This is a genomic window from Nocardia rosealba, assembly GCF_020216065.1.
GTDB classification, from domain to species: Bacteria; Actinomycetota; Actinomycetes; order Mycobacteriales; family Mycobacteriaceae; genus Nocardia; species Nocardia rosealba.
Map to the genome: position 1 here is coordinate 273,885 of NZ_JAIWNA010000001.1, position 24,684 is coordinate 298,568.

Here is a 24,684-nt window from a genome sequence, read left to right on the forward strand (position 1 = left end):
CAATCTGTGGTCAGGCTCACGACCTGGGGTTTCAGTTCACCGGGCGACGCGAGAAGCGGCCGGGCCCCTCCTGATCGCGCGGCTTCACCACGATCGTGTCCAGGTTGACGTGCGCCGGCCTGCTCGCGGCGAAGGCGACGATCTGGGCGATGTCCTCGGCGTAGAGCGGGTCGATGCCCTCGTAGACCTTGGCCGCGCGCTCGGCGTCACCGTCGAAGCGGACGAGGGAGAACTCGGTCTCCACCGCGCCGGGCGCGATCTCGGTGAGCCGCACCGGCTGACCGAGCAGTTCCCCGCGCAGCGTCCGGTGCAGCACGCCCTGGGCGTGCTTGGCGGAGGTGTAGCCCGCGCCGTTGTCGTAGGCGTGCATGGCCGCGATCGAGGTGACGGTGACGATCAGGCCGTCGCCGGAAGCGATGAGCTTGGGCAGTAGCGCCTTGGTGACGCGCAGGGTGCCGAGCACGTTCGTCTCCCACATCCAGCGCCAGTCGTCGAGGTCGGCCTCGAGCACGGGCGCGAGCCCCTTCGCGCCGCCCGCGTTGTTGACCAGCACGTCGACCCGCTCCACCGCGTCGGTGAACGCGCGCACCGAGTCCTCGGAGGTGACGTCGAGTTCCAGCGCGGTGCCGCCGATCTCCTCGGCCAGCCGCTGCACGCGGTCGAAGCGGCGGGCCCCCACGTAGACGTGATACCCCTGCTTGGCCAGTTCCCGTGCGGTGGCTTCCCCGATGCCCGAGCTGGCTCCGGTGACGACGGCGGTGCGAGTGCTCATGAGCTGATCTTATCGGCGGCTGGTGCCGCGGTTCTCGGCCCTAAACCCCTACCTCTTCCCTCCCTCCGGGCACTCCTTCGTCGCACCCTCCGGTCAGTCCAGAGGCAGGGGACGGGCCGAGAACTACTCTGTCGGCATGGCTATTCGTGATGCTGTCAGCGCCGATGGAACGACGATCGTCTACCGGGTCACCGGTCCGGAGACGGGCAGGCCGCTGGTGCTGCTGCACGGCTGGGCGGGCAACCTGCGCTGCTGGGGCGGCGCCGCCGACGACCTCGCCCAGCGCTACCGGGTGATCGCGGTCGACCTGCGCGGGCACGGCTACTCCGACGACCCCGGCGTGTACGACGACCCGAAGGCCTGGGCCGCCGACGTGGCCGCGGTGCTGGCCGCCGAGGGCATCGACTCCGGCGCCGTGCTGCTCGGCTGGTCCTACGGCGGCATCGTCGCCACCGACTACCTCGCCACCTACGGCACCGGCGCCGTCGCGGCCGCGATCTACACCGGTTCGCTGGCCCACATCGGCCCAGGTGTGCCGGGTGCGGCGACCGGGCCCGCGATGGACAAGGCGATCCCCGGTGTCTTCGAGGAGTCGGCCGGGCGGGCGGTGCGCGCCTTCGCGGTGTTCGGCAATGCGAACACCGGACCGGGGGAGGACAAGGGTGTCGACGCGCAGCGGTTGTTCGGCGGCAGTCTCGCCACCGCGCCGTCGGTGCGCAAAGCGCTGTTCTACCGCACCATCGACAACACCGAAACGCTTCGCGCCCTTGATGTTCCGGTGCTCGTGCTGCACGGCACCGCGGATCCGGTTGTGCCCGCCGACAACGGGCGCTACATCGTCGACAACGTGCCGGGCGCGCGTGGTTCGTTCTGGGAGGGTGCCCAGCACGGGCTGTTCATCGAGGATCGGGCGCGGTTCGTCGCCGAGGTGAGCGAGTTCGTCGACGCGCTGGACTGAATTGCGTCGCGGCGTCGTCGGGGGATTGCCGGACTGTGCCCGGAACCAATCCGGAGGGTCTATTTTTAGGCTGTAAGGAGGTTGATTCCGGCAAAGTCGATGTCCGTCGCGAGTGCCTCGCGTCGAGGTACTCGCCTCCTGTTTCCGCAGCTAGAGCACTGGTCGTCAAGTAGCGTTGCACGGGCGTGATAAGTCCGTGATTGCGTTCGTTCCTGTAGCGAACTATCCGCACAGTTTCACGGAAAATCTTCTGGGGATCGTCACAATGATTTCCGGAAACCGTGTGTAGCGTTCTGATATGTCGTTGAATCACGAATCAGGAACAGGATTCGGCGATCGGAGTTCGATGAGGTCTTGTCGGGCATTGGGGGCTCGGATCGTCATCGCGGCACTGGCCGCGATGCTCGCCACGGGAACGATGGCGGGCCAGGGGATTTCCGAGCCCATCGAGCGGGCACGGATCGACGATCGGCGCGTGGAAGCCGATCAGACCATCGATATCGGCGTGTACTCACCCGCCATGGACAACGTCAACCGGGTGCGGGTGCTGCGCGCCGCCGACCCGTCGAAACCCGCGCCGACGTTGTATCTGCTCAACGGCGTCGGTGGCGGCGCCGACGGCAACTGGCTCGACCGCACCGATGTGGTGTCGTTCTTCCGCGACAAACAGGTGAACGTGGTGATCCCGTTCGGCGGCGCGGGCAGCTATTTCGCCGACTGGCGCAGCGACGACCCGGTGCTGGGCAAGCAGCGCTGGGCGACCTTCCTCACCAAGGAATTGCCGCCCCTGATCGACGCCGAATTCGGGGGCACCGGCGCCAACGCGATCGCCGGGCTCTCGATGGCAGGCACCTCGGTGTTCCAGCTCGCCCTCGCCGAACCCGGCCTCTACCGGGCGATCGGCTCCTACAGCGGGTGCGTGCGCACCAGCGACCTGCGCGGGCAGGCGATCGTGCGCACCGTCGTCGGCAGCCGGATGGGCAACGCGGCCAACATGTGGGGCCCGCCCACCGACCCGGCCTGGTCGGCCCACGACCCGTACCTGCACGCCGAATCCCTGCGCGGCACCGAGGTCTACATCTCCTCCGGCACCGGCCTTCCCGGTCCGTACGACAACCCGGCCGTCCAGCCTGACCCGCTGCAGCTCGCCTACCAGCTGGCCTTCGGCGCCACGCTCGAAGCGGTCACCCACCAGTGCACCCGTCAGCTGCGCGACCGGTTCCAGTCGCTCGGCATCCCCGCCACCGTCAACCTGCGGCCCACCGGCACCCACTCGTGGGGCTACTGGGAGGAGGACCTGCACACCTCGTGGCCGCAGTTCGAGTCCGCGCTCAACCGCTGAGCGCCCCGGCGAATGCGACGGCCGAAAAGCGCTGGCGTGTGGCGCCCGGATCGGGCACGCTCGATGACGATCGGTGCGTGAGCTCACTCACCGCACGCCTGTGATGGCCGTCACCGATCCCGGTAGGGATGTTATCGGTGGCGTCGCGGCGTGCACACTGGAAGGTGTGAGTCAGCGACGTCTTGAACATCGGCCCCGCCGCATCGCGGTGCTGTCGGTGCATACCTCCCCGCTGGCCCAACCCGGCACCGGTGACGCCGGAGGCATGAACGTCTACGTGTTGCAGACCGCGCTGGAACTGGCCGCCAGGGGCACCGAGGTGGAGATCTTCACCCGGGCCACCTCCTCGGACCTGCCGCCGGTCGCCGAGGCCGCACCCGGTGTGCTCGTCCGCCACGTCGTCGCCGGACCGTTCGAAGGGCTCGACAAGCACGAACTACCCACCCAGCTGTGCCCCTTCACCGCCGAGGTGCTGCGGCAGGAAGCTCGGCACCTGCCCGGCCACTACGACCTCGTGCACTCGCACTACTGGCTCTCGGGTCAGGTCGGCTGGCTCGCCCGCGACCGCTGGCGGGTGCCGCTGGTGCACACCGCGCACACGCTGGCCGCGGTGAAGAACCTGGCGCTCGCCGAGGGCGACACTCCTGAACCCGAGACGCGGGTGATCGGGGAGAAGCAGGTGATCGCCGAGTCCGACCGGCTGGTCGCCAATACCGCCGACGAAGCCGGTCAGCTGGTCGACCTCTACGGCGCCGACCGCGACCGCATCGATGTCGTCCCGCCGGGCGCAGACCTGGGCCGCTACCGGCCCGGCGACAAACTCGCCGCCCGCGCCGAACTCGGCTTGCGCGCCGACGAGCAGGTCGTCGCGTTCGTCGGCCGGATCCAGCCGCTCAAGGCCCCCGATGTGCTGGTCCGCGCGGCCGCCGAGCTGCTTGGCCGCGACCCGCGGCGCGCGCTGCGCGTACTGATCGTCGGCGGACCGTCCGGCACCGGCCTGGCCCGCCCCGACGCCCTGATCGAGCTGGCCGCCGACCTCGGCATCGCCGAGCAGGTCACCTTTCTGCCGCCGCAGCCCGCCGACCGCCTCGTACAGGTGTACCGCGCGGCCGACGTGGTGGCCGTCCCCAGCTACAACGAGTCGTTCGGGCTGGTCGCCATCGAGGCGCAGGCCAGCGGCACCCCCGTGCTCGCGGCAGACGTGGGCGGCCTGGGAACCGCTGTGCGGCACCGGGAATCGGGTCTGCTCGTGCCGAGCCACCGCACCGGCGACTGGGCCGACGCCCTGGCCGCCCTGCTCGACGACCCCGACCGTCTCGGCCGCATGGGCACCACGGCGGTCGAGCACGCGAGCCGGTTCTCCTGGGCGCACACCGCCGAAGGACTGCTCGACAGTTACGCCGCCGCGATCGCGGGTATGCGCGTGGAACGCAACCCGATCGCCCTGCGCGCGGGTGAGACAAGCCAGGCCAGATCGCGGGCGCTGTGGCGGCGCCGGACAGGAGTACTCAGGTGAGCGCCGTATCGCAGGTGATCGACGAGACGCTGCGCGACCGGGAGATCGAATACACCCGCCACGGTGACGACACGTTCATCGTGGTGCTGCCCGGCGAGCGCAAGCTCAAGACCACCGTGATGCTCACCGTCGGCAAGCACGGTGTGCGGATCGAATCGTTCGTCTGCCGCAAGCCCGACGAGAACTTCGAGGGTGTCTACAAGTACCTGCTGCGCCGCAACCGCCGCCTCTACGGCGTGGCCTACACCCTCGACAATGTGGGCGACATCTACCTGGTCGGTCGCATGTCGACCGAGTCGGTGACCGCCGACGAACTCGACCGCATCTTCGGTCAGGTCCTCGAGGCCGTCGACACCGACTTCAACATGCTGCTCGAGCTGGGCTTCGCCGAATCCATTCGCAAGGAATGGAAGTGGCGCGTATCGCGCGGGGAATCGCTGAAGAACCTGCGCGCCTTCGAACATCTCATCGACGAGGCCGACAAGGTATGAGAAACGCGGGTGCCGTTGTCCGGCACCCGCGTTCGGATTCTCAGCAGGTAGTCGGCACCGGTTCGTCACGGAAACGGGATTCCACGTAGCTCCACGCGTCGACGAAACCGGCCACGGCCGCGGTCATGTGCTCGGCGATGTCGTAGGTCGCCAGCTTCACGGGCGCGCCCGCACCGCACCAGTGCGACACGGTGTCGGCCACCGGGCCGTACGGGGTGAGGGTGTCGTAGCGGCCCTGCCAGATGTAGGTCGGCGCGGTCGGCGCACCCTCGTAGTGCACGATGCTGTTCTCGCGCAGCACCCCACGCGCCACCTGGCTCGACAGCAGCTCCTTCGACGCGGCCATCTGCTCGGCGTTGCGGAAGATGCCGTGGAAGAGCAGGAAGCGACGGCAGGCGTCCTTGGTGAACTCGCGGAACCACAGGCCGGTCTCGTTGAGCTGATCCGACACCGGCACCCGATCCGGGTACTCGCGCTCGATGCCCATGGCGGCCGCGAAGGCCAGGCCGAAACCGGGGTGCGGTGCGAAACCGAGGGCGTCGGCCATCAGTTCGAGGTCGCTCGGAATGCCGCCGGCGACCACCGCGGCCAGCTTCAGCTCGGGCGCGTACTCCGGCTGCAGCGCACCGGCCCACGCGGTGGCCATGCCGCCACCGGAGTACCCGGCCAGCGCCACCGGCGAGCCGCCGAGGCCGAGTTCGGTGGCCTTCTGTACCGCTCGCACGCTGTCGAGGGTGACCATGCCGCTCATCCGCGCCGCACCGTAGGCGACGGTCGGGCCGAGGTAGTCGGGCACCGAAACCGCCCAGCCGCGACCGATCGGCAGCATCGCGCCCGGGGCATCCTGCAATTCACCGTTGAACAGCGACTTCGACGGGTTGCACCGGGTGCCGATGGAGTTGATGAGGGCCTGGTAGGAGACCAGTGGTGGGTTCTTCACCCCGATCGGCATGAAGACCGTGGTCACGCCCATGATCGCGTTGCCCGCCGAGTTGGTGGAGCGGAACGCGACCTGCCAGCCCTCGGTGCCGGGGTAGAGCATCGTGTCGATGCGGCGAGTGCGGACCACGTCGCCGGGAGCCAGCGCGGCGATGTCGGCCGGTGCGGTGAAGAACGGGTCAGGATCGGGCGTCGGATACAGCGGGTTCGCAGCCGCGGGAGCGGCGAGGAGGCCTACCGAGAGCAGGCTCAACACCAGTACTACTAATTTCGACACAACTTTCCTTCATCATCAGTAACGCAGCCCAACGGAGTCACCCGACCCGGACGAAGTATCCAACGAAAACCGGCGGTGTGGAGCAACCACTAGTCAAAGTGTCCACCGCCACATTTTTGTGAGCGTTCACATCGACGACGAGGTCATGGCTGCTCAACCGGCTACCGGCCGAACAGACAGGAGTGGGCGATGGTTGTCCTCGCACTCGACATCGGAGCGACGAAATTCGCTGTAGGAGTGGTGGATCCGGACTACACGGTGCATTCGGTGCGGCGCGCGGCCGTGGCCGTGGCCGATCCGTGGGCGGTGTGTCGGGAGTTACTGGTCGCTGTGGCGGGGGACAACGAGGTTCGCGCGGTCGGCATCGGGTCGGCCGGGCCCGTCGACGTGCCCGCCGGAGTGACGCGACCGCTGAACTTTCCCCGGTGGCGCGACGGGTTCCCGATCGTCGACCGGGTGCGCTCGGTCTTCCCCGGTGCGGCCGTACGGTTCGCGATCGACGGCGCGTGCCTCGTGCTCGCCGAACACCGGGTCGGCGGGTTGCGCGGGCTCGACAACGGGCTGGCGTTGACGGTGTCTTCGGGCGTCGGCGGCGGCGTGCTCGCCGACGGGCGGGTGCTGCGCGGGCGGACCGGTAATGCGGGGCACATCGGTCACATCATCGTGCCCGGTGATGAAACACCTTGTGCCTGTGGCGGTTTCGGTTGCGTTGAAGCGGTTGCCGGTGGGATGTCGACCGTGCGCTGGGCGCGCTCGCAGGGCTGGACCGGTGCGACGGGGATCGAGCTCGCCCAGGCCGCCCACGACGGCGAGCCCGTCGCCGTCGCCGCGATGGCACGGGCAGGTACCGCTCTCGGTCGGGCCGTCTGTTCGGCCGCCGCCCTGCTCGATGTGGACCGCGTCGTGATCGGTGGCGGCTTCGCCGACTCCGGCGAACCGCTGTGGGGACCGTTGCGCGCCGCCGTCGACCGGCACGCCGGGCTCGAATTCATCGACGCTCTTGACGTTTCACTCTCCACCCTCCCCGAGGGCGCCACCCTGGTCGGTGCGGGCGTGCTCGCCATCGACGAGGTGGCGTGGGCCGAGCGCGGGTGAAATGCCAGAATGACCTCATGACCTACACCCTCGTGCTGCTGCGCCACGGCGAGAGCGAATGGAATGCCCTCAACTTGTTCACCGGCTGGGTGGATGTGCACCTGACCGACAAGGGCATCGCCGAGGGCAAACGGGCAGGCGAGCTGCTCGCCGAGCACGACGTGCTGCCCGACATCGTCTACACCTCGCTGCTGCGCCGCGCGATCAGCACCGCCAACAACGCCCTCGACGCGGCCGATCGCCTCTGGATCCCCGTCATCCGCGACTGGCGCCTCAACGAACGCCACTACGGCGACCTGCAGGGCAAGAACAAGGAACAGGTCCGCGAACAGTACGGCCAGGACCAGTTCATGCTGTGGCGGCGCAGCTACGACACCCCGCCCCCGCCCATCGCCGACGACAACGAATACAGCCAGGAAGGCGACCCCCGCTACGCGGGCATCGAGGTCCCCAAGACCGAATGCCTCAAAGACGTTGTCGCCCGCATGATCCCGTACTGGGAGAACACCATCTCCAAGGAACTGCTCACCGGCAAAACCGTCCTGGTGGCAGCCCACGGCAACTCCCTGCGCGCCCTGGTGAAGCACCTCGACGGCATCTCCGACGAGGACATCTCCGGTCTCAACATCCCCACCGGCATCCCCCTGCGCTACGAACTCGACGAGAACCTGCGCCCGGTGAAGCCGGCCGAATACCTGGACCCCGAGGCCGCCGCCGCCGGCGCGGCCGCAGTGGCGAACCAGGGTGGGAAGTAGTCGTTGCATCGAACAGGTGCCGCATCGTTCGCACGGTGCGGCACCGGTTCCTTCCCCGGGGCGCTCCCGCAGGCGCAGGCCTCAGCAGCCGCGCGGTGGCCACACCACCGACAACGGTGACGGAAGGTCGATGATGCCCCAGGCGGCCGAATCCGCGGCGACGGTAGCGGTGTACTGCACCAGGTAGTCGTGGTCGAGAACATCGATGAGCAGATATTGCGTTCTGGTACGGACACGCAGCTCACCGCCGGTATAGAGACCCGAGATGGTGGCCGCCCGGTACCCGTCGCAGTCCACGAATTCGGCCGATTGCTCGATCCAGCTCGGCAGCCGCCGGGAGTCGACGAACGCGCAGTCCATCAACTCCGAAGAATCGACTCGTTCGGTGAGCCGACCGACCATGACCAGGACGTTGTCCGCCCACCCACCTACATCGGCCGACGGATTCGCCCACGCCGCGTAGACACCTGGCATCGCATCCTGGCCGATCTCGAGCCAGCCCTCCGGTGGCACGACACGGATATCCGGCGCTCCGATGGTGTCGGTGTGTACCGGGATGATTCGGATCTCGCGTCCATGGAGATATTCGGCAAGGCTCTGGTTCATACTGTGCTCCTGATTGCGTCAGCCGTTCGGCTCTTGGTGATAACGCACTGTGAACCACTCTGTTGCGGCCTCGGTCGCGAGAAGCTGTCGCGACTCCGGCTCGTCCAGGAGATGTTTCATCAGCGCCAGCAGAAGATCTGAATCGCATCGAAGGATGCAAGCCGGAATTCCTAGTTCACCCACTCTGTCGAATAGTTTGTGCTTCGGTGGCCGGGAGCTGTCTGTCAGTGTCGCCAGGACCACCGGCGCCGCACTGTATTGAGCCGAAAGTTTGCATACATCGCCCCGAATGTTCGAAATATCCGACCAGCTGATCCGTGCGGTGCCTCGCATCGGCGTCCGGCAGATTATTCCTGTCGGATACAACTCCCATCGAATTCGTGCGAACCGCGCGAAAATAATCAGGAGGAGTGCGGTAGCGCCTACGATCGAGAACACCAGTGCGCCGACCGCACCACCACTGTTGTTGCGGGAGAGCGGAAGTAAGCCGTCCGCGCCCCCCGAGTGCCATTCCCGCCAGGCGGCGAAGCCGAAGAGGCAGCAACCGGCGAGGGTCAGTTCGAGCGACAGCAGGCTGGATTCTTGTCGTAGGTGGATCCCCGATCCCCATTCTGGGTCGACAGTTCGACCTATCGAGGGGGTCACTGTTGCGGCCGCATGTGGAAACATCGTCAGCAACCTGGCACCGAACATTCCCGCAGCGCCCAGAAATAGGGCAATCGCCCCTATATGCCCGACGATTGTCATGACGTTGTTGCTGCCGTCGCCTCGGATCGCAATCATCAGCCAAACCGACGCGGCAGCTAGCAATGCGAGCATCATGATCGTTGTGAAGGCAATGACGCCCCGTGACGCTCGTTCGTGCCACTGTCGATCGATGAGTACGACCGGCGACCTTGAATGGGCCGAAATGTTTTCGCGCATGGCTACGCCTCGCCATGGTAATGATGGGTGAACCAATCCGCTGCTCGTGGATGCATGAGAAGTTCTCGAGAACTCGGATTCTTCGCGAGCTCGCTCATGACGGCGAGAAGTAAGTTGGAGTCACATTCCAGTAGGTATGCGGGGATGCCGAACTCGCCCGGGCGGTCGAAAAGTGGGTGGTCGGTGTTCGGTGTTGAATCGAGGAGCTCGGCGACGATCAATGAGGCCGAGCGAAGGTATGGTGAAATGTAACGTTCATCGCCGCGTATCCCGGAGATCGATTCCCACGGTATAAATCGCGATTTGGTAGACCCCGGTAGGGTTGTCTGTCTCAGGATTCCGGATGGGTACAGCTGGTAGGCCACACGCCATCGTGTGGCCAGGATCATGAGTACCAGGCATGCGAGCAGTGCCAAAGATATGAGAAGTGCCAGGGTCGACCCGACGGAGTTGTCTCGTGACAGCGGGAGCAAGGATTCGCTAGTTCCCCCACGCCACGCCCACCAAGCACACTGTCCATAGAGGAAGAATCCGATGAATATCAGGGTGAGCGGAGTGAACATGGTGGACTGAAGCAGTTCGACCCCGGTCCCCCTGGTCGGATCGCTTGTTTGTACCACCACTCGGCGGGTGCCCAAGTGAGCTGATTGAAAGGGAACGGCAGCGATGCTCGAGAACATTGCCGTGATTCCAGCCGAGGCGACAGCTAGGCCTACATGGCCGACGACTACGATCATGGGCTGTTCGGTCCATTCCCGTATCACGATCACGGCCCAAGTCGCGCTCAACAGCGCGAATCCGATCGCCATAAGTATCAGGAATGCCGCCATCGCGATAGGGCGATGATTTCGGTAACGTTCCGAAATCTGAAGGCGAGGTAGTTCGGGATAATCAGTCACCGTGCTACCAGAACTTCTGAATCGATTTGGAAACACCCCAAGCGGTCAGTGCACCCACTCCAGCGCCGACCACAAACCCCACGGCGGTACCGGCGCCGGGTACCACTGATCCGACCGCGGCTCCCGTGAGCGCGCCGGTCGCCCACGAGCCGACCGCAGTCCCCGCCATTGTTCCGACTGCCATTCCAGCTGCTGTGCCCGCGGATTCGCTGACGATCGCCTCGGTCGGATCCATACCGCCGTTGATGTCGTTCGCAATGGCGGGCACGGTACCGATGACGTTGCCGACAATGCCGAACCTGCCGATACCACTCGTCCACTTACCGTCCTGGCCCCACTTGCCCCAGTTCTCGACCCATTTCAACACCCCTTTGTCCGCAGCGTCCTTCGCTGCGGACTCGAGACCCATACGCGTACCTTCGGTCATCGCTCCGGCAATCGCGGCAGCGGTCATCGCTTCTTTGTCCGGTGCCCAATGCGATGCGGGGGATGTGGCGATGGAGTCGGGTATGGCCGAAGGATCTTCGTTCTTGATCGCGGTGATCGCTGCAGCGGTAGCGGTCAATGCCGACGCGGGCGCCATTCGATCGAGCTCGCTGTTCGCATCAGCGATCTTCTGACCCCACGTGGCATCGGCGGTCATCAGGGCTGACGCAAGTCCAGGTAGCCGGGCCAACTGGATACCCGCTTCGGAATTCCAGTCGTCGACTCCGTGCACGCTCCAGTCATCGGTGACCGACACTTTCCCGGTAACGTAATTCTGGTAGATGGTTTTGATGTCGGCCAGAGGTTGATTCATGGCCTGATAGGCGCCGTTGCATGCGGCCCCCAGGTCGTCGTAGGCGACCGCGATAGCGCGCATCTGGGTCTGTTCCTCGTCGGCTTTGTCTTCGGCGGCTGTTTTCGCATCGCCCTTCCAGATCAAGCCGTTGTGGATCGTGTTGTGCATGGTGCCGGCCGCCGCCACGATGGCGTCGGCGATTTCGCCCGCGCTGGTCGCCACAGCAGGCAGGTGCGAAAGATCCCAGGTGAGGACGTCAGCAGGTGGGGCCATGTCACTTCCCCTCGTGGGCGTTGCCGGAGTTCAAGTCGGCAACTGCGGCCAAGCGCCGTGCCGCATCCGCATCGGTGCCCTCGTATTTGTTCGCCGACAGGGCCATCAGGCCCGACAGGTGGTTGAATCGTGCCTTCAGCACATCTTTCGCCGTCTTGCTCCGGGAGTCGGAGCCACCGAGAGCAGAGCCGACCGCTGAGCCCCTGAGCGCTGCGGCCACCGGCGCCGCCCCCAGCTTCTTCGCATTCTCGATGTCGTTGGGGAGGAGGGCGAGGGCTGCGGCGGCCTGTCGCAAGCTGTCAGGACTGACTTCGAGCGCCATGAACCGCCTCCCCCGTTTTCTGCAGAACCTTCACACACCTCTTGGACGCAAGGTAACAGCAGATGGTTCCATCCGGATTCTCTGCCGGGTCTCGAGCCGCGGTGACGAACGGTGGAGATCGCCATGATGTCGGATAGCCTGGGCGGGCGTTAGACTGCGTGCGACCGGCCGGATGTGGGGAGGGAATCTATGGCGATCGGTGGGGAAGCTGCGGCGCAGTTGTGGAACGCTTCGTCGTCGGGGCAGTTGCGGATGGAGCCGGATGCTGCTCGGGAGGTGGCTCAGGCGTACCTGCGGTTTGCGGTGATGTGCGATGGGTGGTCTGATGCCGCCCTGCGATTGGAGAAGATCAGCGGCTTCGGGGGGTTGAAATCGTCGCTGGACCTGCAACAAGGGTTTGCGGATAAGGCGATGGCGGCCAAACAAGTGCTTGAGCAGATGGCTTTGGCGGCGAGGGGCATGGCTGATGGATACCTACAGGCGGCCGGCATCTTGGCTGAGGCGGACGAGCTAGGTGCTGCGGCGGTGCGCGCAATTGGAAACTAGGACGGATATGAAACCGGGATTCGTTATTGCTGGTGCCCTGCTGGCGGTAGCAGTGGCGGCGTGCGGAACGGCGACAGAACCTGGCGCCCCCGCGTCGTCTGCGGCCGGCGTCCCTACGCAGGCGGCTAGACCGACTTTGGCTGATCCGAAGTTGCAGCCGCCGTCACAGGACAACCAGTACACCCGATCGGCCGGGCGGCCGAGGGTGGTGTTCGATCCGTGTACATGGATCGGCGACACCGAGGTCGAGTCGATGGGGTTCGAGCCGGGGTCGCGGAAGCGTGGAGACGATCTGGTGGCCGAATACACCTTCTTGACCTGCGATTTTCGTACTGCGGATCATACGGTGTCGCTCGGCGTGGACTCGGGCAATATCACTTGGGAGGAGAACCTCCACAAGAATGGGGAATGGCTGGAGCCGACGACCGTCAATGGTCGCCAGGCAGGGTTGGTCGACGGCGAGCCTGGCAGCGAAAACGACTGCAGTGTGCACCTGCTGACAAAGGCTGGTGTGGTATTCGTTCGGAAGCACAGTCTCAGCCTCGGTCAAAGACAGAACCTCGATCCCTGCACCAACATCATGGAAATCGCCTCGGTAGTGGAGAAATCCATCGGTAAGGAGAACTGAGCATGGCGGACGGGGGAGGCGGTACGCCGGATCAGTACATCTCGGAGCTGACAGGCTTGCCGCTCGAGCAATCGGTGAGCGGGCTGCGGCAGCAGCAGGGTGCTGAGAAGCAGCAGGAGTCGATGAGTCATGGGGGGACCGATCCGAAGTACATCGCGGACTTCGAAGTGTTCGAAGGTCTTTCGCACCAGGACATCTATGACGCGGTGCAGAAGATGCAGCCAGGAGTGATGCAGCAGTTCGGTGACAAGTGGGTCGAGATGTTCACGGAGATCTCGGGTGCGGTGACCGGGTTGATGATTCAGACAGCTCGGGCAACCTCGAGTCTGGATGGTGCGTTCGCCTCGGCGGGGGAGGCTGCGGGACGGCGGTTCATCACCGACGTCACGGACGTGTACACGGTATTGTCGGTGGTCGGTCGCCGCGTGAAGGCAGCCGCCTACGGTGCAGAGGCAGTGAAAATCGCTGTGCCTGCTCCGGTTTCGTCTACGGATGCGCCTGCCTCCAGTAGCACTTCGATGCCGGCGACCCTTACCGAATTCATACTTCCCGACACAGCAGCCACCACCGCGCGGGAGAAGGAAGACCGGCGGTTGCAGGCGATCGCGGCGATGAATTCGACCTACAAGCCGACCTATGGTCCGGCTGGTGAATCCGTGCCCGCCTTCGTTGCGCCGAGCCAGCCGGGCGACGGAACGGGTGATCCTGGCTCCGGCGGTGGCGGATCGAACAATGGTGGTGCCGGTGGCGGTGGCACCGGCCCGGGCGATGCGGGCGACACCGCGACCACCGAGGACCCGAACCAGCCCGGCACGACCACGGACGACGAAACATCCAGTGCCGGTACCGATGACGACGACAGCAGCGGTACCGACGACTCGCAAGGGCAGAACAGCACCACCAATCCGGCGAGTACCGATCCATCCTCGACCACGCCCTCCGCGACGACCCCTGGCGCTGGCTCGCCGGGTACCGGATCGCCAGGCGGTAGTTCACCGGGTGGTGGTTCGCCGGGAGGTGGGTCACCGGGCGGTTCGACGCCGGGTAGCGGTACACCGGCACCGGGTGGTGCCTTGGCTGGTCGCGGCCCGGTAGTAGCCGGCCAAAACCCCGGCGCCGCAGGTTCTTCGGGTGCGGCGGGATCGAGTGGACGCGGGATGAGCCCCGGCATGATGGGTGCGCCGGGCGCGCGTGGCGGCGGTAAGGACGACGAGGACGAGCACAAAGCGCCCGACTACCTGCGTGGTGTTCAACCCGAACTGCTGGGTGACGAGCAGCATGCGGTGCCCCAGGCCATCGGCGCCGACGCCCCGGCGACCCGCCTGCCGGAACAGGAGTCCGGAAACGCATGAGCTGGCTGTTCACCCCCGACGAATTCGCGCATGTGTGGTTGCGGGAGACGGGCGACGATCGTTATCCGTTCCCGCTCACCGTATATTCGGCCGCCGCGACGGAAAGCGCGTACGAGCAGCTTGCCGCGGCCGCCGCGCAACGCTGGCCCGTCGATGCCGATCTGGACCTGAGCGCGGTACTCCGGCATGCCGCACGGCCCGAGACTGCACTGGCGCTCTTCAGTGAAACCGGTCCCCGACTGCGCGCCTACGGTGCGCGGACGGGAGATCGAGGGGTGGTGATCCGCCAGTACGAAGACCACAGCGTCGAGGTCTTCTCCGGTAGTGCGGGTCTGGTCAACCGTGCGTTCGCCGCCTTCCTCGGTGACCAGCCCGCTGGACAGGTCGGCCATCTGGTCGAGGATGTCGACCGGCTGGCCACACATTTCGAATCCTGGCAGCGCCCACCGGATTCCGTCGCCGCCCGCATGCATCGGCTCACCGAGGCGAAACGGGCGGCCGGTGGCCGGATCGAAATCAGAACCGGATTGCAGTCCAGCCGGCCCGGTCCCACCTCCTACCTCACCTGGCTCGACGTGTTCGACGACGGCCGTTATCTCTCTTACCGCCGGTACCAGGACCTGCACATCGAACCGGCCGGCAAGCAGCGTGTGATCGACGCGATCGAGGCTGCTGCATCGATCGGTGTGCATACCGGCTGACCCAGGCGCAATATCGTCGGCCGCGCTCGCCGGTCGAATCCTGATCGTCGGTCAGTGCAGTGACGGCGTAGTGACCTCTCGGTACAACCGTGGTCTCGCCTGCAATGAGGCGATGTCACACTGCCTGTGGCTGTGTCGTCGACTCTGTGAACGCCGCGAAAAGCGCGGCAGGGCAAGGAGTTGAGTCATGGAGATCGCCTACGTCGTCGTTACCGTTGTCGCCGCGCTCTGGGTCGGGTTCTCGGCGTTCTCGTTGTTGCGGCGGGCACCGTTCGTGGTGGACCCGCTGGTTGATTACGGGGTTCCGGAGAGTTGGTGGACGCCGTTGGGGGTGGCGAAGGCGGCGGGGGCGGTCGGGTTGGTGGTGGGGTTGTGGGTGCCGGTGGTCGGGGTGGCCGCGGGTGTCGGGCTGATCCTTTATTTCACCGGTGCGGTGGTGACGGTATTGCGGGCGCGGTCGTACAAGACGGTGGCGTTTCCGGTGTTGTACCTGGTGCCTGTCGCGGTGGCGTTGGGGCTCGGGTTCGCCGCCTGACCTGGCAGGGTGAGGATCATGCGGACATTCGAGGAGTTGATCGAGGAAGCGGACTCGGTGTCGGTGGCCGGGTGGGACTTCTCCTGGCTGGAGGGCCGGGCGAGCGAGGAACGTCCGTCCTGGGGGTATCAGCGGTTGCTCGGTGCTCGGCTGGCGACCGTGGCCGCCGCGTTGGATATCCAGACCGGCGGTGGGGAAGTGCTGGCCGGGGTCGACCGGTTCCCGCCGACCATGGTCGCCACCGAATCGTGGCCGCCGAACGTCGCCGCGGCCACCGCGCTGCTCCACCCGCGGGGCGTCGTCATTGTCGCCACACCGGACGAGCCGCCACTTCCGTTCGCCGACAACGCTTTCGATCTGGTCACCGCGCGCCACCCGGCCACCGTGTGGTGGGACGAGATCGCCCGCGTGCTACGACCGGGCGGCACTTACCTGGCTCAGCACGTCGGGCCCGCGAGTGCGTTCGAACTGGTCGAATACTTCCTCGGGCCACAACCGCAGGCCCGCCGGGCGCGCCATCCCGATGACGAAGCCGCCGCCGCCCGCGCGGCCGGACTGCGGATCGTCGACCAGCGCACCGAACGTCTCCGCATGGAATTCGACGACATCGGTGCCGTCGTCTACTTCCTGCGCAAAGTGATCTGGATGGTCCCCGGATTCACGATCGAGAACTACCGCGACCGGCTTCGCGAACTGCACGAACAGATCCGGCGAGAAGGACCCTTCATCGCACACTCCAGCCGCACCCTGATCGAGGCGACCAAACCCTGACAACGATCCGGGTGGGCGACAGGCCGTTCATCAATCGGCGACGGCGAAAGCGGCAGTCAGCGGAGGTATGGCGGCGCGGGCGTCCAGTCCGTCGAACCAGAGACCGACCGTGAAGACCGCCGTTGCCTCGAGGTACCTGGCGCGATGCAGGCCGCCTGCGGGAAATGGTTGCAGCGCAAGGTCTTCCGCGAGATCCGCAACGATTCGCATCGCTGTCTCGTCGTCGCCGCAGAACGGGACTGCCAGTCGAACACCGTCGAAGACGCGGTCCTCGCCCGCCCACACCTCGGCGGCGAGCAGATTGAAGGCCTTGACCACTCGGGCACGCGTGGCGCGGGACGCGATCCGCTCGGCTACCGCCGGCTCGCCGAGGACGAAGGCGGTCGCGCCGTCGGGCGCCGACTCGTCGGGCTGGAACGCATTCGTGCAATCGATGACGACACGGTCGGCCAACCGCTCGCTGTGGTCGTCGAGCAGTTCGGTCAGCGCGGCTACCGGAACCGCGAGCAGCACCACCTCCGCGAAGTCGATCGCCTCGGCGATCGTGGCCGCACCGACCCGGTGTCTGGGTTCGCTGCCGGCGTTGATGGTGTCGGCGAGGTCGCGTGCCGAGCGTGCCGAGCGGGCGCCGATGAGCAACTCGTGGCCGACATGGGCCCAGCCGCCGCCGAGCGCGGCCGCCATCGACCCTGCCCCGATGATTCCGATTCGCATGACAACTCCCGTGATCCGTCGATGCCGAGCGGCACCGGCACAACAGACGCTAGGGATTGCGTTAGGCACCTCCGGGTGCCTAACGACGCTGCCAAACTGGACACATGAATGAGCCGATCCGATTCGCTCCCTACGGCGAATTCGAGGCCGACTGTCCGGCCAGGCTCGGCGTCGATCTGTTCGGCAACCGGTGGTTGCCGGTGGTGGTGTACATGCTCAGGGATGGTCCGCAACGTCACAGCGAACTTCTGGCGGGCATCGGCGGCATCAGCCAGAAGATGCTGACGCAGACCCTGCGGCGGATGGAGCGGATGACGCTCGTACGCAGGCGTCGGTTCGCCGAAGCGCCGCCACGGGTGGAATACGAACTCACCGAATCCGGTCGCGATCTGCTCGTGCCGATTCATGCGCTGGGCGCATGGGTCGACGCGCACGGGGCCGACGTGAGCGCCGCGCTCTACGGCGAAATCGACGTTTGACACGCCCGGCGGCCCACTGAGTGCCCGCTGGGTGAACGGCGGACGAACACCACCCCAAGTGCCCGTGACCTGCGCGAAACTTCACCCCACCCGGCGCCGGTAAGTCGGTGTGCACTCGTACGATCAATAACGTGAGCGTTCCGCAGGCCGTGCTGTTGGCAGTCCTCGCGGCTGTCGTCGGACTGGCAGTCGGGGGCCTGCTGATCCCCTACGTCAATGCCAGGCAGGCGGCACGGACCCAGGAGGACACCGGGCTCACCATGTCGCAGGTGCTCGACCTCATCGTGCTCGCCTCCGAGAGCGGCATCGCCGTGGTCGACGAATACCGCGATGTGGTGCTGGTCAACCCGCGTGCCGAGGAACTCGGCCTGGTCCGCAACCGGCTCCTCGACGAACGCGCCTGGTCGGCGGTCGAGAAAGTCCTCGCCACCGGTGAATCCGCCGAGTTCGACCTCACCGCGAAGAACCCGCTACCCGGTCGCGGCCGGATCGCGGTGCGCGGCATCGCACGCAAGCTCTCGCGTGAAGAGACCAGTTTCGTCGTGCTGTTCGCCGACGACGACTCCGAACAGGCGCGCATGGAGGCGACCAGGCGCGATTTCGTCGCCAACGTCAGCCACGAGCTCAAGACGCCGGTCGGCGCGATGAGCCTGCTCGCCGAGGCCATGCTCGAATCCGCCGACGACCCCGACGCCGTTCGGCACTTCGGGTCCCGCGTGCTCGCCGAATCCAGGCGCCTCGGGAAGATGGTCACCGAACTGATCGCGCTGTCGCGGTTGCAGGGGGCGGAGAAACTGCCCGACCTGGCCGTTGTCGATGTCGACACGGTGGTGCAGCAGGCCGTCGACCGCTCGCGCACCGCCGCCGAAGCCGCGGGCATCACCGTCAGCACCGACCGGCCCAGCGGGCTGGAAGTGCTCGGCGACGAAACGCTGCTGGTCACCGCGCTGTCGAACCTGGTGGAGAACGCCATCGCGTACTCGCCGCAGGGCTCGCACGTGTCGGTGAGCCGGTCGCTGCGCGGCGATCACGTCGCGATGGCCGTCACCGACCGTGGCATCGGCATCGCGAAAGAAGACCAGGAACGGGTGTTCGAGCGGTTCTTCCGCTCCGACAAGGCCCGCTCCCGATCGACCGGCGGTACCGGGCTCGGCCTGGCCATCGTCAAACACGTGGCGGCCAACCACAACGGTGAGATCACCCTGTGGAGCAAACTGGGCACCGGCTCGACGTTCACCCTGCGCATCCCCGCCCATCTGGAAACCGATGGGGACGAGGACGCGGGGCAGGCGCCCGAGCTCGCCACGAGAGAAACCATCGCCCAGCGCAATCCCGCTGGACGAACGAACGGTGTGGAGGCACGCAGATGACGAGTGTGTTGATCGTCGAAGACGAGGAGTCGCTGGCCGATCCGCTGGCGTTCCTGCTGCGCAAGGAAGGCTTCGACGTCACCATCGCCGGTGACGGGCCGTCCGCGCTGGCCGAATTCGACCGCTCCGGCGCCGATATCGTCCTGCTCGACCTCATGCTCCCCGGCATGAGCGGCACCGACGTGTGCAAACAGCTGCGGACCCGCAGCGGCGTGCCGGTCATCATGGTGACCGCGCGCGACAGCGAGATCGACAAGGTGGTCGGCCTCGAGCTCGGCGCCGACGACTACGTCACCAAGCCGTACTCGGCGCGCGAGCTCATCGCCCGCATTCGCGCGGTGCTGCGTCGCGGTGCGGGCGACGAACTCGACTCCGGCAGCGAGAACGGTGTGCTCGAGGCCGGGCCGGTGCGCATGGATGTGGACCGGCACACGGTGCACGTCAACGGCGGACAGGTCACGCTGCCCCTGAAGGAGTTCGACCTCCTCGAATACCTGCTGCGCAACTCGGGCCGCGTGCTGACCCGTGGGCAGCTGATCGACCGGGTGTGGGGCGCGGACTACGTGGGCGACACCAAGACCCTCGACGTGCATGTGAAGCGCCTGCGCTCGAAGATCGAAGCCGACCCGGCGAAACCGGAGCACCTGGTGACCGTGCGCGGGTTGGGTTACAAGCTCGAGGCCTGAGCGACGAGACCCGGCATCCGAGGCGATGCCGGGTTTCGTCGTGCGTGTCAGATGGCGCTCCACACGACGCCCAGCGGGGTGTCCATCTTCTTCAACGGAACCCAGCCGTAGGCGTCTTCCTGCATGCAGTCGTAGATCTCCACGTCGGCGCCGTTGCCACGGCAGGCGATGGTGGTCGAGGTGCCCTGGGTGCTGGCGATGATGTACTTGCCGTTCTTCGCCGCGTCGATGGCCGCGGGGTCGGTGTAGCTCACGAAGCTCGAGGTGAAGTCGGCGTACTCGGCCGGGTCACCGTTCGGCTCGGCGTGGGCGAGGCCGGTCATGGACAGGGTGGCGCCGATCGTCAGGGTCGCGAGGTAGAGCGCTTTCTTGGACATGAGCAGCGATCCAACCCGACCTCGATGACGCGGCGATTGCGGGCAGGTGAACCGGACCCTCGGCTCAGGCGGGATGCGGGCCGTGCAGGCGTTCGGCTTCGACCGTGGCGGGGTGCACCGCGATCAGGCCGAGGCCCTCGCGGCGGCGGCACAACTTGGCCAGTTCCTCGTAGGCGGGGGCGCCGAGGAGTTCGCGCAGTTCCGGAGCGTAAGACTGCCAGACCGGTTTCGCGCCGACGTGGGCGTCGGGGGAGCCGGTGCAGTACCAGTCGAGGTCGAGGCCGCCGGGGCCCCAGCCTCGGCGGTCGTACTCGGTGACGACGGTGCGCAGGATCTGCTCGCCGTCGGGGCGCTCCACCCAGTCCTGTGTCCGCCGGATCGGCAGCTGCCAGCACACGTCCGGCTTCACCTCGAGCGGTTCGATGCCCTTGCGCACGGCCATGATGTGCAGCGCGCAGCCGGCGCCCGCGGCGAAACCGGGGCGGTTGAGGAAGATGCAGGCACCGTCGAAACGGCGGGTGCGCAGGGCGGGTTCGTCCTCGAGTTCGTCGAGTTCGAGGTAACCCTTCTTGACGACTTTGCCGTTCTCGGTGGCCTCGCCCATCAGCTGCCAGTCCTGCGGTGTGAGCTGTTTCACAGCGCCCGCGAGGCGCTTGCGGTCGTCCTTGTCGGCGAGGAAGGCGCCGTGCGAACAGCACCCGTCGTCGGGGCGTTCGGCGATGATCCCCTGGCAGGCGGGGGTGCCGAACACGCACGACCAGCGCGACAGCAGCCACGTGAGGTCGGCGACGATCTGGTGCTCGTCGTTTGCTGGGTCGGTGAACTCGATCCACTCGCGCGGGAAATCCAGCTCGACTTCCGGGGCCGGATCGATCTTCCGCCCAGGTCGGAGCCCGGTCTGCGCGATGGGGCCTTCGCCTTCGGTCACAAGTTCTGACGCTAACAGTTCAGTCGCCTGCCCTGTACTCCCGGATCACCAAGTACCGTATTCGGAGTGCGGCTAGGTGTTCTCGATGTCGGAAGCAATACCGTTCACCTGCTGGTGGTGGACGCGCATCGTGGTGGACACCCGATGCCCATGAGCTCGTCGAAGGCGGCATTGCGCCTGTCGGAGAACATGGACGGCGACGGGCGGATCACCGAGGCGGGCGAGGCGCGGCTCATCACGACCATCGCCGAATTCGCCGATCTGGCCCGCAAGGCCAAGTGCGTGGAACTGATGCCGTTCGCCACATCGGCCCTGCGTGAGGCCACCAATTCCGAGGAAGTGCTCACCCGGGTGCGGGCGAGCACGGGGGTCGATCTGCGGGTCCTCTCGGGCGAGGACGAGGCGCGGCTGACGTTCCTCGCGGTGCGCCGCTGGTTCGGCTGGAGCGCCGGGCGCATCCTCAACCTCGACATCGGCGGCGGTTCGCTCGAGATGTCCAACGGCGGCGACGAGGAGCCCGATGTGGCTCTGTCGCTGCAGCTCGGCGCGGGCAGGTTGACCAGGGAGTGGTTACGCGACGATCCGCCGGGCAAGCGCAAGATCGCGGTCCTGCGTGACTGGCTGGAGGCCGAACTCGTCGTCCCCTCCAAAACCCTGATCGAAGCGGGCAAACCCGATCTCGCCGTCGGCACGTCGAAGACGTTCCGCTCGCTGGCCAGGCTCACGGGAGCGGCACCCTCGGCCGCGGGCCCACGGGTGCGCCGTACACTGACCAGCTCCGGTCTGCGCCAGCTGATCGCGTTCATCTCCCGGATGACCGCATCGGATCGCGCGGAACTGGAAGGTGTGAGTTCGGACCGGTCCCAGCAATTGGTGGCCGGGGCTTTGGTCGCGGAGGCGAGTATGCGGGCGTTATCGCTCGACAGCATCGAGATCTGTCCTTGGGCGCTGCGCGAAGGGCTGATCCTGCGCAAACTCGATACCGAACCCAACGGGGGTGGCCCGGTGGCGATGCCGCCGGTGGAACCGGTAGGGAGACAGCATGAGTGGTGAGGATTCCAAACAGCTCTCGGTAGCCGAACTGCTCGCGCGCAACGGTGCGCAGGGCGGGTCGCCGCCGTCCTCCGGTGGCGGCAGGCGGCGCCGCAGCGGTCGTGGGGTCTCGGTCACCGACCTGACGGGTGAGAACGCGGTGGTCCGGACGGGTGGCCGCTCACACGCCGCGCCCACCGAGACACCGCCCGAACCGCCGAGCTACGAACCGCCGAGCTACGAACCGCCCGCGAGCCAACAGCCCGCGCCGTATCCGCCGCCCGGCCCCGCCGAACCGGCGTACTCGCCGATCTCCGGCCCGATCACCCGCCTCGATCCGACCGCGGACCCCCTCGCGCCCACCGCGTCCCGGTCCGGCTCCGATCCGTTCGGCCCCTTCCGTGCCGAAGCCCGCGACACCCGCCAGAACGGCAGGCTCGGTGTGCCCGGCGGGACGGCGCAACCCGTCGACCCCGGTATCGCCGAGATGTTCGGCTCCGGTGCGTTGCCCGCCGTCGGCGGTGGCCGTCGCCGCAAGGCCGACGATGAACCCCAGTACCCGGAACCGACCGCGCCGACCGCACCACCCGTCACCGGTGGCCGCGCCGCGCGCCGCCGCGCCGCCGAGGCAGCGGAGGAAGCCGCCGAACCGCCCGCCGCGAGCGGGTACGCGGCCTCGCTGCACGAGTCGGGGATCGACGCGCCCCGCGCGTTCATGGGTCGTCCCGGCCAGACCCCCGGCTTCAACGCCTTCCCGGATCTCGGATTCGAGAACCACCCGAGCGTCGAGCCGACACCCTACGAACCGCCTGCCTACGAGCCGCAGGCTTTCAACGGCAGGGACGGCGGGTATCCGGCGCCGAACGGTTACCCGCAGCCGACGCAGGCCTACAGCCCCGCACCCGAGGCCCCCGCCGATCCGCGCCCGTCGCTCGAGCGCAGACGCGATGCGGGCAAGGGCGGCGGTCTGCCGTCGTGGTCGGCCCGCAGGCACCGCCCCGCGCAGGATCAGGCGCCCGAAAGCGGCGGTGTCCCGACGGCGGCCTGGTCGCCGATCAGCCAGGAACAGCCGCTGCTCGCCGGTGACTCGGTGGCCGGCGATCTGCTGCGTCAGCGCGCCGAGATCGACGCCACCGCCGACGCGCGCACCGAGGTGTATCGCCTCGGCGGCGTGGAACCGGCGACCGACGACTACGCCGAATCCGACTACACCGACCGCGATTACGCCGACAACGACTACTCCGACACCGACTACGGCGACTACGACGAGTACGAGGACGACGACTACGAGCCCGAGCCGAAACCGAGCCGGGCGAGCAGGCGCGCCGCGACCAAGGCCGCCGCGGCCAAGGTGGCGGGTCGCGCGAGGTCCCGTGCCAAGAGCCGGGTCGCGTCGTCGCGCAACCGGTCGGCCTCGGGTGGCCGGATCTCCCGATTCACTGCCAAGGCGCCCGCCGACGATCATCGCCGCGAATGGATGATGCTCGGTGCGCAGAGTTTTGGTGCGGCCGTTGCGGGCATGTTGCTGTTCAAGGGTTTCGAGACGATGTGGGAGACGCTGCCCTGGGTGGCGCTGGCGCTGGCGATGGTGGTGATCCTCGGTCTGGTCGCGCTGGTCCGGGTGCTGCGCCGCACCGACGACATCTTCAGCACGGTGATCGCCGTCATCGTCGGCGTCTTCGTGACGCTCGGACCGCTAGCCTTCCTCCTCAGTACCAGCTGAATACAGGGAGTGGGCCGTGGGGAACATCGAGATCGGGCTGTCGACGGCGTCGGTTTATCCGGAGAACACCCAGGCGGCGTTCCGCTATGCCGCCGAATTGGGTTACGACGGAATCGAATTGATGGTGTGGGCCGAACCGGCCAGTCAGAACATCGACACCGTGCAGTCCTATGCCAAGCGCTACGGCGTCCGGGTGCTCGCGGTGCACGCGCCGTGTCTGCTGATCTCCCAACGGGTCTGGGGCGCCGACCCCGTGGCGAAGCTGGAACGCAGTGTGCGCGCGGCCGAGGCGCTCGGTGCCGACACCGTGGTCGTGCATCCGCCGTTTCGCTGGCAGCGCCGCTACGCCAGGGGGTTCGCCGAGCAGGTCGGTGAGCTCGAGGCGCACCACCCGGTGAAGGTGGCGGTGGAGAACATGTTCCCGATGCGGGCCGACACCCTGTTCCGTGAGGGTGCGGTGCGCAGGCTGGAACGTCGCGCGGGGCCAGGGCGCGCGGTGAGCGCGTTCAGCCCGTCCTATGACCCGACCGATACCGGTTTCGACCACTACACCCTCGACCTGTCGCACACCGCGACGGCGGGTACCGACGCGCTCGAGCTGGCCCGGCGGATGGGGGAGGGCCTGGTGCATCTGCACCTGGCCGACGGCCGCGGTGCCGCCCACGACGAGCACCTGGTCCCCGGCGACGGCACCCAGCCGTGCGCGCAACTGTGTGAGCACCTGGTGCACACGGGTTTTCGCGGTCACGCCGTCGCCGAGATCAACACCCAGAACGCGCGGACCACGGCCGCCCGTTCGGCCCTGCTGGCGCGCACGCTCGAATTCGCGCGCCGTCACCTCACCGGTGCCACGCCCGACCCGCATCCCCGCCACGCCGACCTGCCGTAAACC

General features: G+C 67.0%; 27 protein-coding genes. 18 read left to right on the forward strand and 9 right to left on the reverse strand.

The annotated features are described in order from the left end of the window. Window positions 1-31 precede the first annotated feature (31 nt). A complete protein-coding gene (locus tag LDL21_RS01270; RefSeq protein ID WP_225278480.1) occupies window positions 32-772 on the reverse strand; it encodes an SDR family NAD(P)-dependent oxidoreductase in 741 nt (246 codons plus the stop codon). Window positions 773-908: 136 nt separating this feature from the next. Here LDL21_RS01270 and LDL21_RS01275 point away from each other — a divergent pair, with 136 nt between their 5' ends. From LDL21_RS01275 to LDL21_RS01290, 4 genes are all read left to right on the forward strand, one after another. Next, window positions 909-1,730: an alpha/beta fold hydrolase gene (locus LDL21_RS01275; RefSeq protein WP_225278481.1), complete on the forward strand. Its 822-nt coding sequence runs from the start codon at window positions 909-911 to the stop codon at window positions 1,728-1,730. 346 nt (window positions 1,731-2,076) lie between these two features. Next, the gene (locus LDL21_RS01280) at window positions 2,077-3,072 is read left to right on the forward strand and encodes an alpha/beta hydrolase (RefSeq protein WP_372462124.1); all 996 of its coding nucleotides are present in this window, start codon (window positions 2,077-2,079) and stop codon (window positions 3,070-3,072) included. Between the two features lie 157 nt (window positions 3,073-3,229). Further along, entirely contained in the window at window positions 3,230-4,588 is a 1,359-nt protein-coding gene (mshA, locus tag LDL21_RS01285; RefSeq protein ID WP_225279199.1) for a D-inositol-3-phosphate glycosyltransferase, read from the forward strand. Then, on the forward strand, window positions 4,585-5,079 hold the full coding sequence (locus tag LDL21_RS01290; RefSeq protein WP_225278482.1) for a type III secretion system chaperone family protein: 495 nt from the start codon (window positions 4,585-4,587) through the stop codon (window positions 5,077-5,079). The genes mshA and LDL21_RS01290 overlap by 4 nt, the downstream gene beginning before the upstream one ends. 40 nt (window positions 5,080-5,119) lie before the next feature. On the opposite strand, the gene LDL21_RS01295 is transcribed toward LDL21_RS01290, so the two are convergent. Beyond that, window positions 5,120-6,295 (reverse strand): lipase family protein, encoded by a 1,176-nt coding sequence (locus tag LDL21_RS01295; protein WP_225278483.1) that lies wholly within the window; start codon window positions 6,293-6,295, stop codon window positions 5,120-5,122. Between the two features lie 189 nt (window positions 6,296-6,484). On the opposite strand from LDL21_RS01295, the gene LDL21_RS01300 reads away from it, so the two are divergent. Together LDL21_RS01300 and LDL21_RS01305 are read left to right on the forward strand one after the other, a co-directional pair. Next, entirely contained in the window at window positions 6,485-7,390 is a 906-nt protein-coding gene (locus tag LDL21_RS01300; RefSeq protein WP_225278484.1) for an ROK family protein, read from the forward strand. Window positions 7,391-7,407: 17 nt separating this feature from the next. Then, window positions 7,408-8,145, forward strand: a complete 738-nt coding sequence (locus LDL21_RS01305) for a phosphoglyceromutase (protein WP_067485849.1) — start codon at window positions 7,408-7,410, stop codon at window positions 8,143-8,145. An 81-nt stretch (window positions 8,146-8,226) separates the two neighbouring features. Here LDL21_RS01305 and LDL21_RS01310 read toward each other — a convergent pair whose 3' ends face one another. From LDL21_RS01310 to LDL21_RS01325, 4 genes are all read right to left on the reverse strand, one after another. Next, window positions 8,227-8,751: an LpqN/LpqT family lipoprotein gene (locus LDL21_RS01310; RefSeq protein WP_225278485.1), complete on the reverse strand. Its 525-nt coding sequence runs from the start codon at window positions 8,749-8,751 to the stop codon at window positions 8,227-8,229. 18 nt (window positions 8,752-8,769) lie between these two features. Next, window positions 8,770-9,675, reverse strand: a complete 906-nt coding sequence (locus tag LDL21_RS01315) for a hypothetical protein (RefSeq protein ID WP_225278486.1) — start codon at window positions 9,673-9,675, stop codon at window positions 8,770-8,772. A 903-nt stretch (window positions 9,676-10,578) separates the two neighbouring features. Further along, window positions 10,579-11,628, reverse strand: a complete 1,050-nt coding sequence (locus tag LDL21_RS01320; RefSeq protein ID WP_225278487.1) for a hypothetical protein — start codon at window positions 11,626-11,628, stop codon at window positions 10,579-10,581. Between the two features lies 1 nt (window position 11,629). Further along, the gene (locus tag LDL21_RS01325) at window positions 11,630-11,950 is read right to left on the reverse strand and encodes a hypothetical protein (protein ID WP_067641924.1); all 321 of its coding nucleotides are present in this window, start codon (window positions 11,948-11,950) and stop codon (window positions 11,630-11,632) included. 189 nt (window positions 11,951-12,139) lie between these two features. Here LDL21_RS01325 and LDL21_RS01330 point away from each other — a divergent pair, with 189 nt between their 5' ends. The 6 genes from LDL21_RS01330 (at window position 12,140) to LDL21_RS01355 (ending at window position 16,483) form a co-directional block, all read left to right on the forward strand. After that, entirely contained in the window at window positions 12,140-12,496 is a 357-nt protein-coding gene (locus LDL21_RS01330; protein ID WP_225278488.1) for a hypothetical protein, read from the forward strand. A 7-nt stretch (window positions 12,497-12,503) separates the two neighbouring features. Further along, window positions 12,504-13,124: a DUF3558 domain-containing protein gene (locus LDL21_RS01335; RefSeq protein ID WP_225278489.1), complete on the forward strand. Its 621-nt coding sequence runs from the start codon at window positions 12,504-12,506 to the stop codon at window positions 13,122-13,124. 2 nt (window positions 13,125-13,126) lie between these two features. Continuing rightward, window positions 13,127-14,476 carry a hypothetical protein gene (locus tag LDL21_RS01340; protein ID WP_225278490.1) on the forward strand — a complete coding sequence of 450 codons (1,350 nt, stop codon included), beginning with the start codon at window positions 13,127-13,129 and terminating at the stop codon, window positions 14,474-14,476. Continuing rightward, window positions 14,473-15,177 carry an ESX secretion-associated protein EspG gene (locus tag LDL21_RS01345; protein ID WP_225278491.1) on the forward strand — a complete coding sequence of 235 codons (705 nt, stop codon included), beginning with the start codon at window positions 14,473-14,475 and terminating at the stop codon, window positions 15,175-15,177. Before LDL21_RS01340 ends, LDL21_RS01345 begins: the two co-directional genes overlap by 4 nt. A gap of 187 nt (window positions 15,178-15,364) precedes the next feature. Beyond that, window positions 15,365-15,712, forward strand: coding sequence for a DoxX family protein (locus LDL21_RS01350; protein ID WP_225278492.1), 348 nt, complete (start codon window positions 15,365-15,367; stop codon window positions 15,710-15,712). 15 nt (window positions 15,713-15,727) lie between these two features. After that, on the forward strand, window positions 15,728-16,483 hold the full coding sequence (locus tag LDL21_RS01355; protein WP_225279200.1) for a class I SAM-dependent methyltransferase: 756 nt from the start codon (window positions 15,728-15,730) through the stop codon (window positions 16,481-16,483). A 30-nt stretch (window positions 16,484-16,513) separates the two neighbouring features. Here the strand turns inward: LDL21_RS01355 and LDL21_RS01360 are convergent, their stop codons facing one another. Beyond that, a complete protein-coding gene (locus LDL21_RS01360; RefSeq protein WP_225278493.1) occupies window positions 16,514-17,197 on the reverse strand; it encodes an NADPH-dependent F420 reductase in 684 nt (227 codons plus the stop codon). Window positions 17,198-17,301: 104 nt separating this feature from the next. Here LDL21_RS01360 and LDL21_RS01365 point away from each other — a divergent pair, with 104 nt between their 5' ends. From LDL21_RS01365 to LDL21_RS01375, 3 genes are all read left to right on the forward strand, one after another. Further along, window positions 17,302-17,676, forward strand: a complete 375-nt coding sequence (locus LDL21_RS01365; RefSeq protein ID WP_225278494.1) for a winged helix-turn-helix transcriptional regulator — start codon at window positions 17,302-17,304, stop codon at window positions 17,674-17,676. 131 nt (window positions 17,677-17,807) lie between these two features. Beyond that, window positions 17,808-19,046, forward strand: a complete 1,239-nt coding sequence (locus tag LDL21_RS01370) for a sensor histidine kinase (RefSeq protein ID WP_225278495.1) — start codon at window positions 17,808-17,810, stop codon at window positions 19,044-19,046. Continuing rightward, window positions 19,043-19,732, forward strand: coding sequence for a winged helix-turn-helix domain-containing protein (locus LDL21_RS01375; RefSeq protein WP_067484899.1), 690 nt, complete (start codon window positions 19,043-19,045; stop codon window positions 19,730-19,732). The genes LDL21_RS01370 and LDL21_RS01375 overlap by 4 nt, the downstream gene beginning before the upstream one ends. Before the next feature lie 47 nt (window positions 19,733-19,779). Here the strand turns inward: LDL21_RS01375 and LDL21_RS01380 are convergent, their stop codons facing one another. Then, the gene (locus tag LDL21_RS01380; RefSeq protein ID WP_225278496.1) at window positions 19,780-20,109 is read right to left on the reverse strand and encodes a hypothetical protein; all 330 of its coding nucleotides are present in this window, start codon (window positions 20,107-20,109) and stop codon (window positions 19,780-19,782) included. Between the two features lie 64 nt (window positions 20,110-20,173). Beyond that, the gene (locus LDL21_RS01385; RefSeq protein ID WP_372462147.1) at window positions 20,174-20,983 is read right to left on the reverse strand and encodes a DUF3109 family protein; all 810 of its coding nucleotides are present in this window, start codon (window positions 20,981-20,983) and stop codon (window positions 20,174-20,176) included. A 120-nt stretch (window positions 20,984-21,103) separates the two neighbouring features. Between LDL21_RS01385 and LDL21_RS01390 the strand changes: the two genes are divergently transcribed. Genes LDL21_RS01390 through LDL21_RS01400 form a run of 3 tightly spaced genes read left to right on the forward strand, consistent with a single transcriptional unit; the run spans window position 21,104 to window position 24,681 of the window. Continuing rightward, window positions 21,104-22,090 carry a Ppx/GppA family phosphatase gene (locus LDL21_RS01390; protein ID WP_225278498.1) on the forward strand — a complete coding sequence of 329 codons (987 nt, stop codon included), beginning with the start codon at window positions 21,104-21,106 and terminating at the stop codon, window positions 22,088-22,090. Next, entirely contained in the window at window positions 22,080-23,792 is a 1,713-nt protein-coding gene (locus LDL21_RS01395; RefSeq protein ID WP_225278499.1) for an Rv0497 family membrane protein, read from the forward strand. The genes LDL21_RS01390 and LDL21_RS01395 overlap by 11 nt, the downstream gene beginning before the upstream one ends. 31 nt (window positions 23,793-23,823) lie before the next feature. Next, entirely contained in the window at window positions 23,824-24,681 is an 858-nt protein-coding gene (locus LDL21_RS01400) for a sugar phosphate isomerase/epimerase family protein (RefSeq protein WP_225279201.1), read from the forward strand. Window positions 24,682-24,684 lie beyond the last annotated feature (3 nt).

What these genes read in the sequence shown, in the direction of transcription:
- LDL21_RS01270 (WP_225278480.1), bottom strand. Translation starts at nt 772, where the DNA reads ATGAGCACTCGCACCGCCGTCGTCACCGGAGCCAGCTCGGGCATCGGG.
- LDL21_RS01275 (WP_225278481.1), top strand. Translation starts at nt 909, where the DNA reads ATGGCTATTCGTGATGCTGTCAGCGCCGATGGAACGACGATCGTCTAC.
- LDL21_RS01280 (WP_372462124.1), top strand. Translation starts at nt 2,077, where the DNA reads ATGAGGTCTTGTCGGGCATTGGGGGCTCGGATCGTCATCGCGGCACTG.
- LDL21_RS01300 (WP_225278484.1), top strand. Translation starts at nt 6,485, where the DNA reads ATGGTTGTCCTCGCACTCGACATCGGAGCGACGAAATTCGCTGTAGGA.
- LDL21_RS01305 (WP_067485849.1), top strand. Translation starts at nt 7,408, where the DNA reads ATGACCTACACCCTCGTGCTGCTGCGCCACGGCGAGAGCGAATGGAAT.
- LDL21_RS01310 (WP_225278485.1), bottom strand. Translation starts at nt 8,751, where the DNA reads ATGAACCAGAGCCTTGCCGAATATCTCCATGGACGCGAGATCCGAATC.
- LDL21_RS01315 (WP_225278486.1), bottom strand. Translation starts at nt 9,675, where the DNA reads ATGCGCGAAAACATTTCGGCCCATTCAAGGTCGCCGGTCGTACTCATC.
- LDL21_RS01320 (WP_225278487.1), bottom strand. Translation starts at nt 11,628, where the DNA reads ATGGCCCCACCTGCTGACGTCCTCACCTGGGATCTTTCGCACCTGCCT.
- LDL21_RS01325 (WP_067641924.1), bottom strand. Translation starts at nt 11,950, where the DNA reads ATGGCGCTCGAAGTCAGTCCTGACAGCTTGCGACAGGCCGCCGCAGCC.
- LDL21_RS01330 (WP_225278488.1), top strand. Translation starts at nt 12,140, where the DNA reads ATGGCGATCGGTGGGGAAGCTGCGGCGCAGTTGTGGAACGCTTCGTCG.
- LDL21_RS01335 (WP_225278489.1), top strand. Translation starts at nt 12,504, where the DNA reads ATGAAACCGGGATTCGTTATTGCTGGTGCCCTGCTGGCGGTAGCAGTG.
- LDL21_RS01340 (WP_225278490.1), top strand. Translation starts at nt 13,127, where the DNA reads ATGGCGGACGGGGGAGGCGGTACGCCGGATCAGTACATCTCGGAGCTG.
- LDL21_RS01345 (WP_225278491.1), top strand. Translation starts at nt 14,473, where the DNA reads ATGAGCTGGCTGTTCACCCCCGACGAATTCGCGCATGTGTGGTTGCGG.
- LDL21_RS01350 (WP_225278492.1), top strand. Translation starts at nt 15,365, where the DNA reads ATGGAGATCGCCTACGTCGTCGTTACCGTTGTCGCCGCGCTCTGGGTC.
- LDL21_RS01360 (WP_225278493.1), bottom strand. Translation starts at nt 17,197, where the DNA reads ATGCGAATCGGAATCATCGGGGCAGGGTCGATGGCGGCCGCGCTCGGC.
- LDL21_RS01365 (WP_225278494.1), top strand. Translation starts at nt 17,302, where the DNA reads ATGAATGAGCCGATCCGATTCGCTCCCTACGGCGAATTCGAGGCCGAC.
- LDL21_RS01375 (WP_067484899.1), top strand. Translation starts at nt 19,043, where the DNA reads ATGACGAGTGTGTTGATCGTCGAAGACGAGGAGTCGCTGGCCGATCCG.
- LDL21_RS01380 (WP_225278496.1), bottom strand. Translation starts at nt 20,109, where the DNA reads ATGTCCAAGAAAGCGCTCTACCTCGCGACCCTGACGATCGGCGCCACC.
- LDL21_RS01395 (WP_225278499.1), top strand. Translation starts at nt 22,080, where the DNA reads ATGAGTGGTGAGGATTCCAAACAGCTCTCGGTAGCCGAACTGCTCGCG.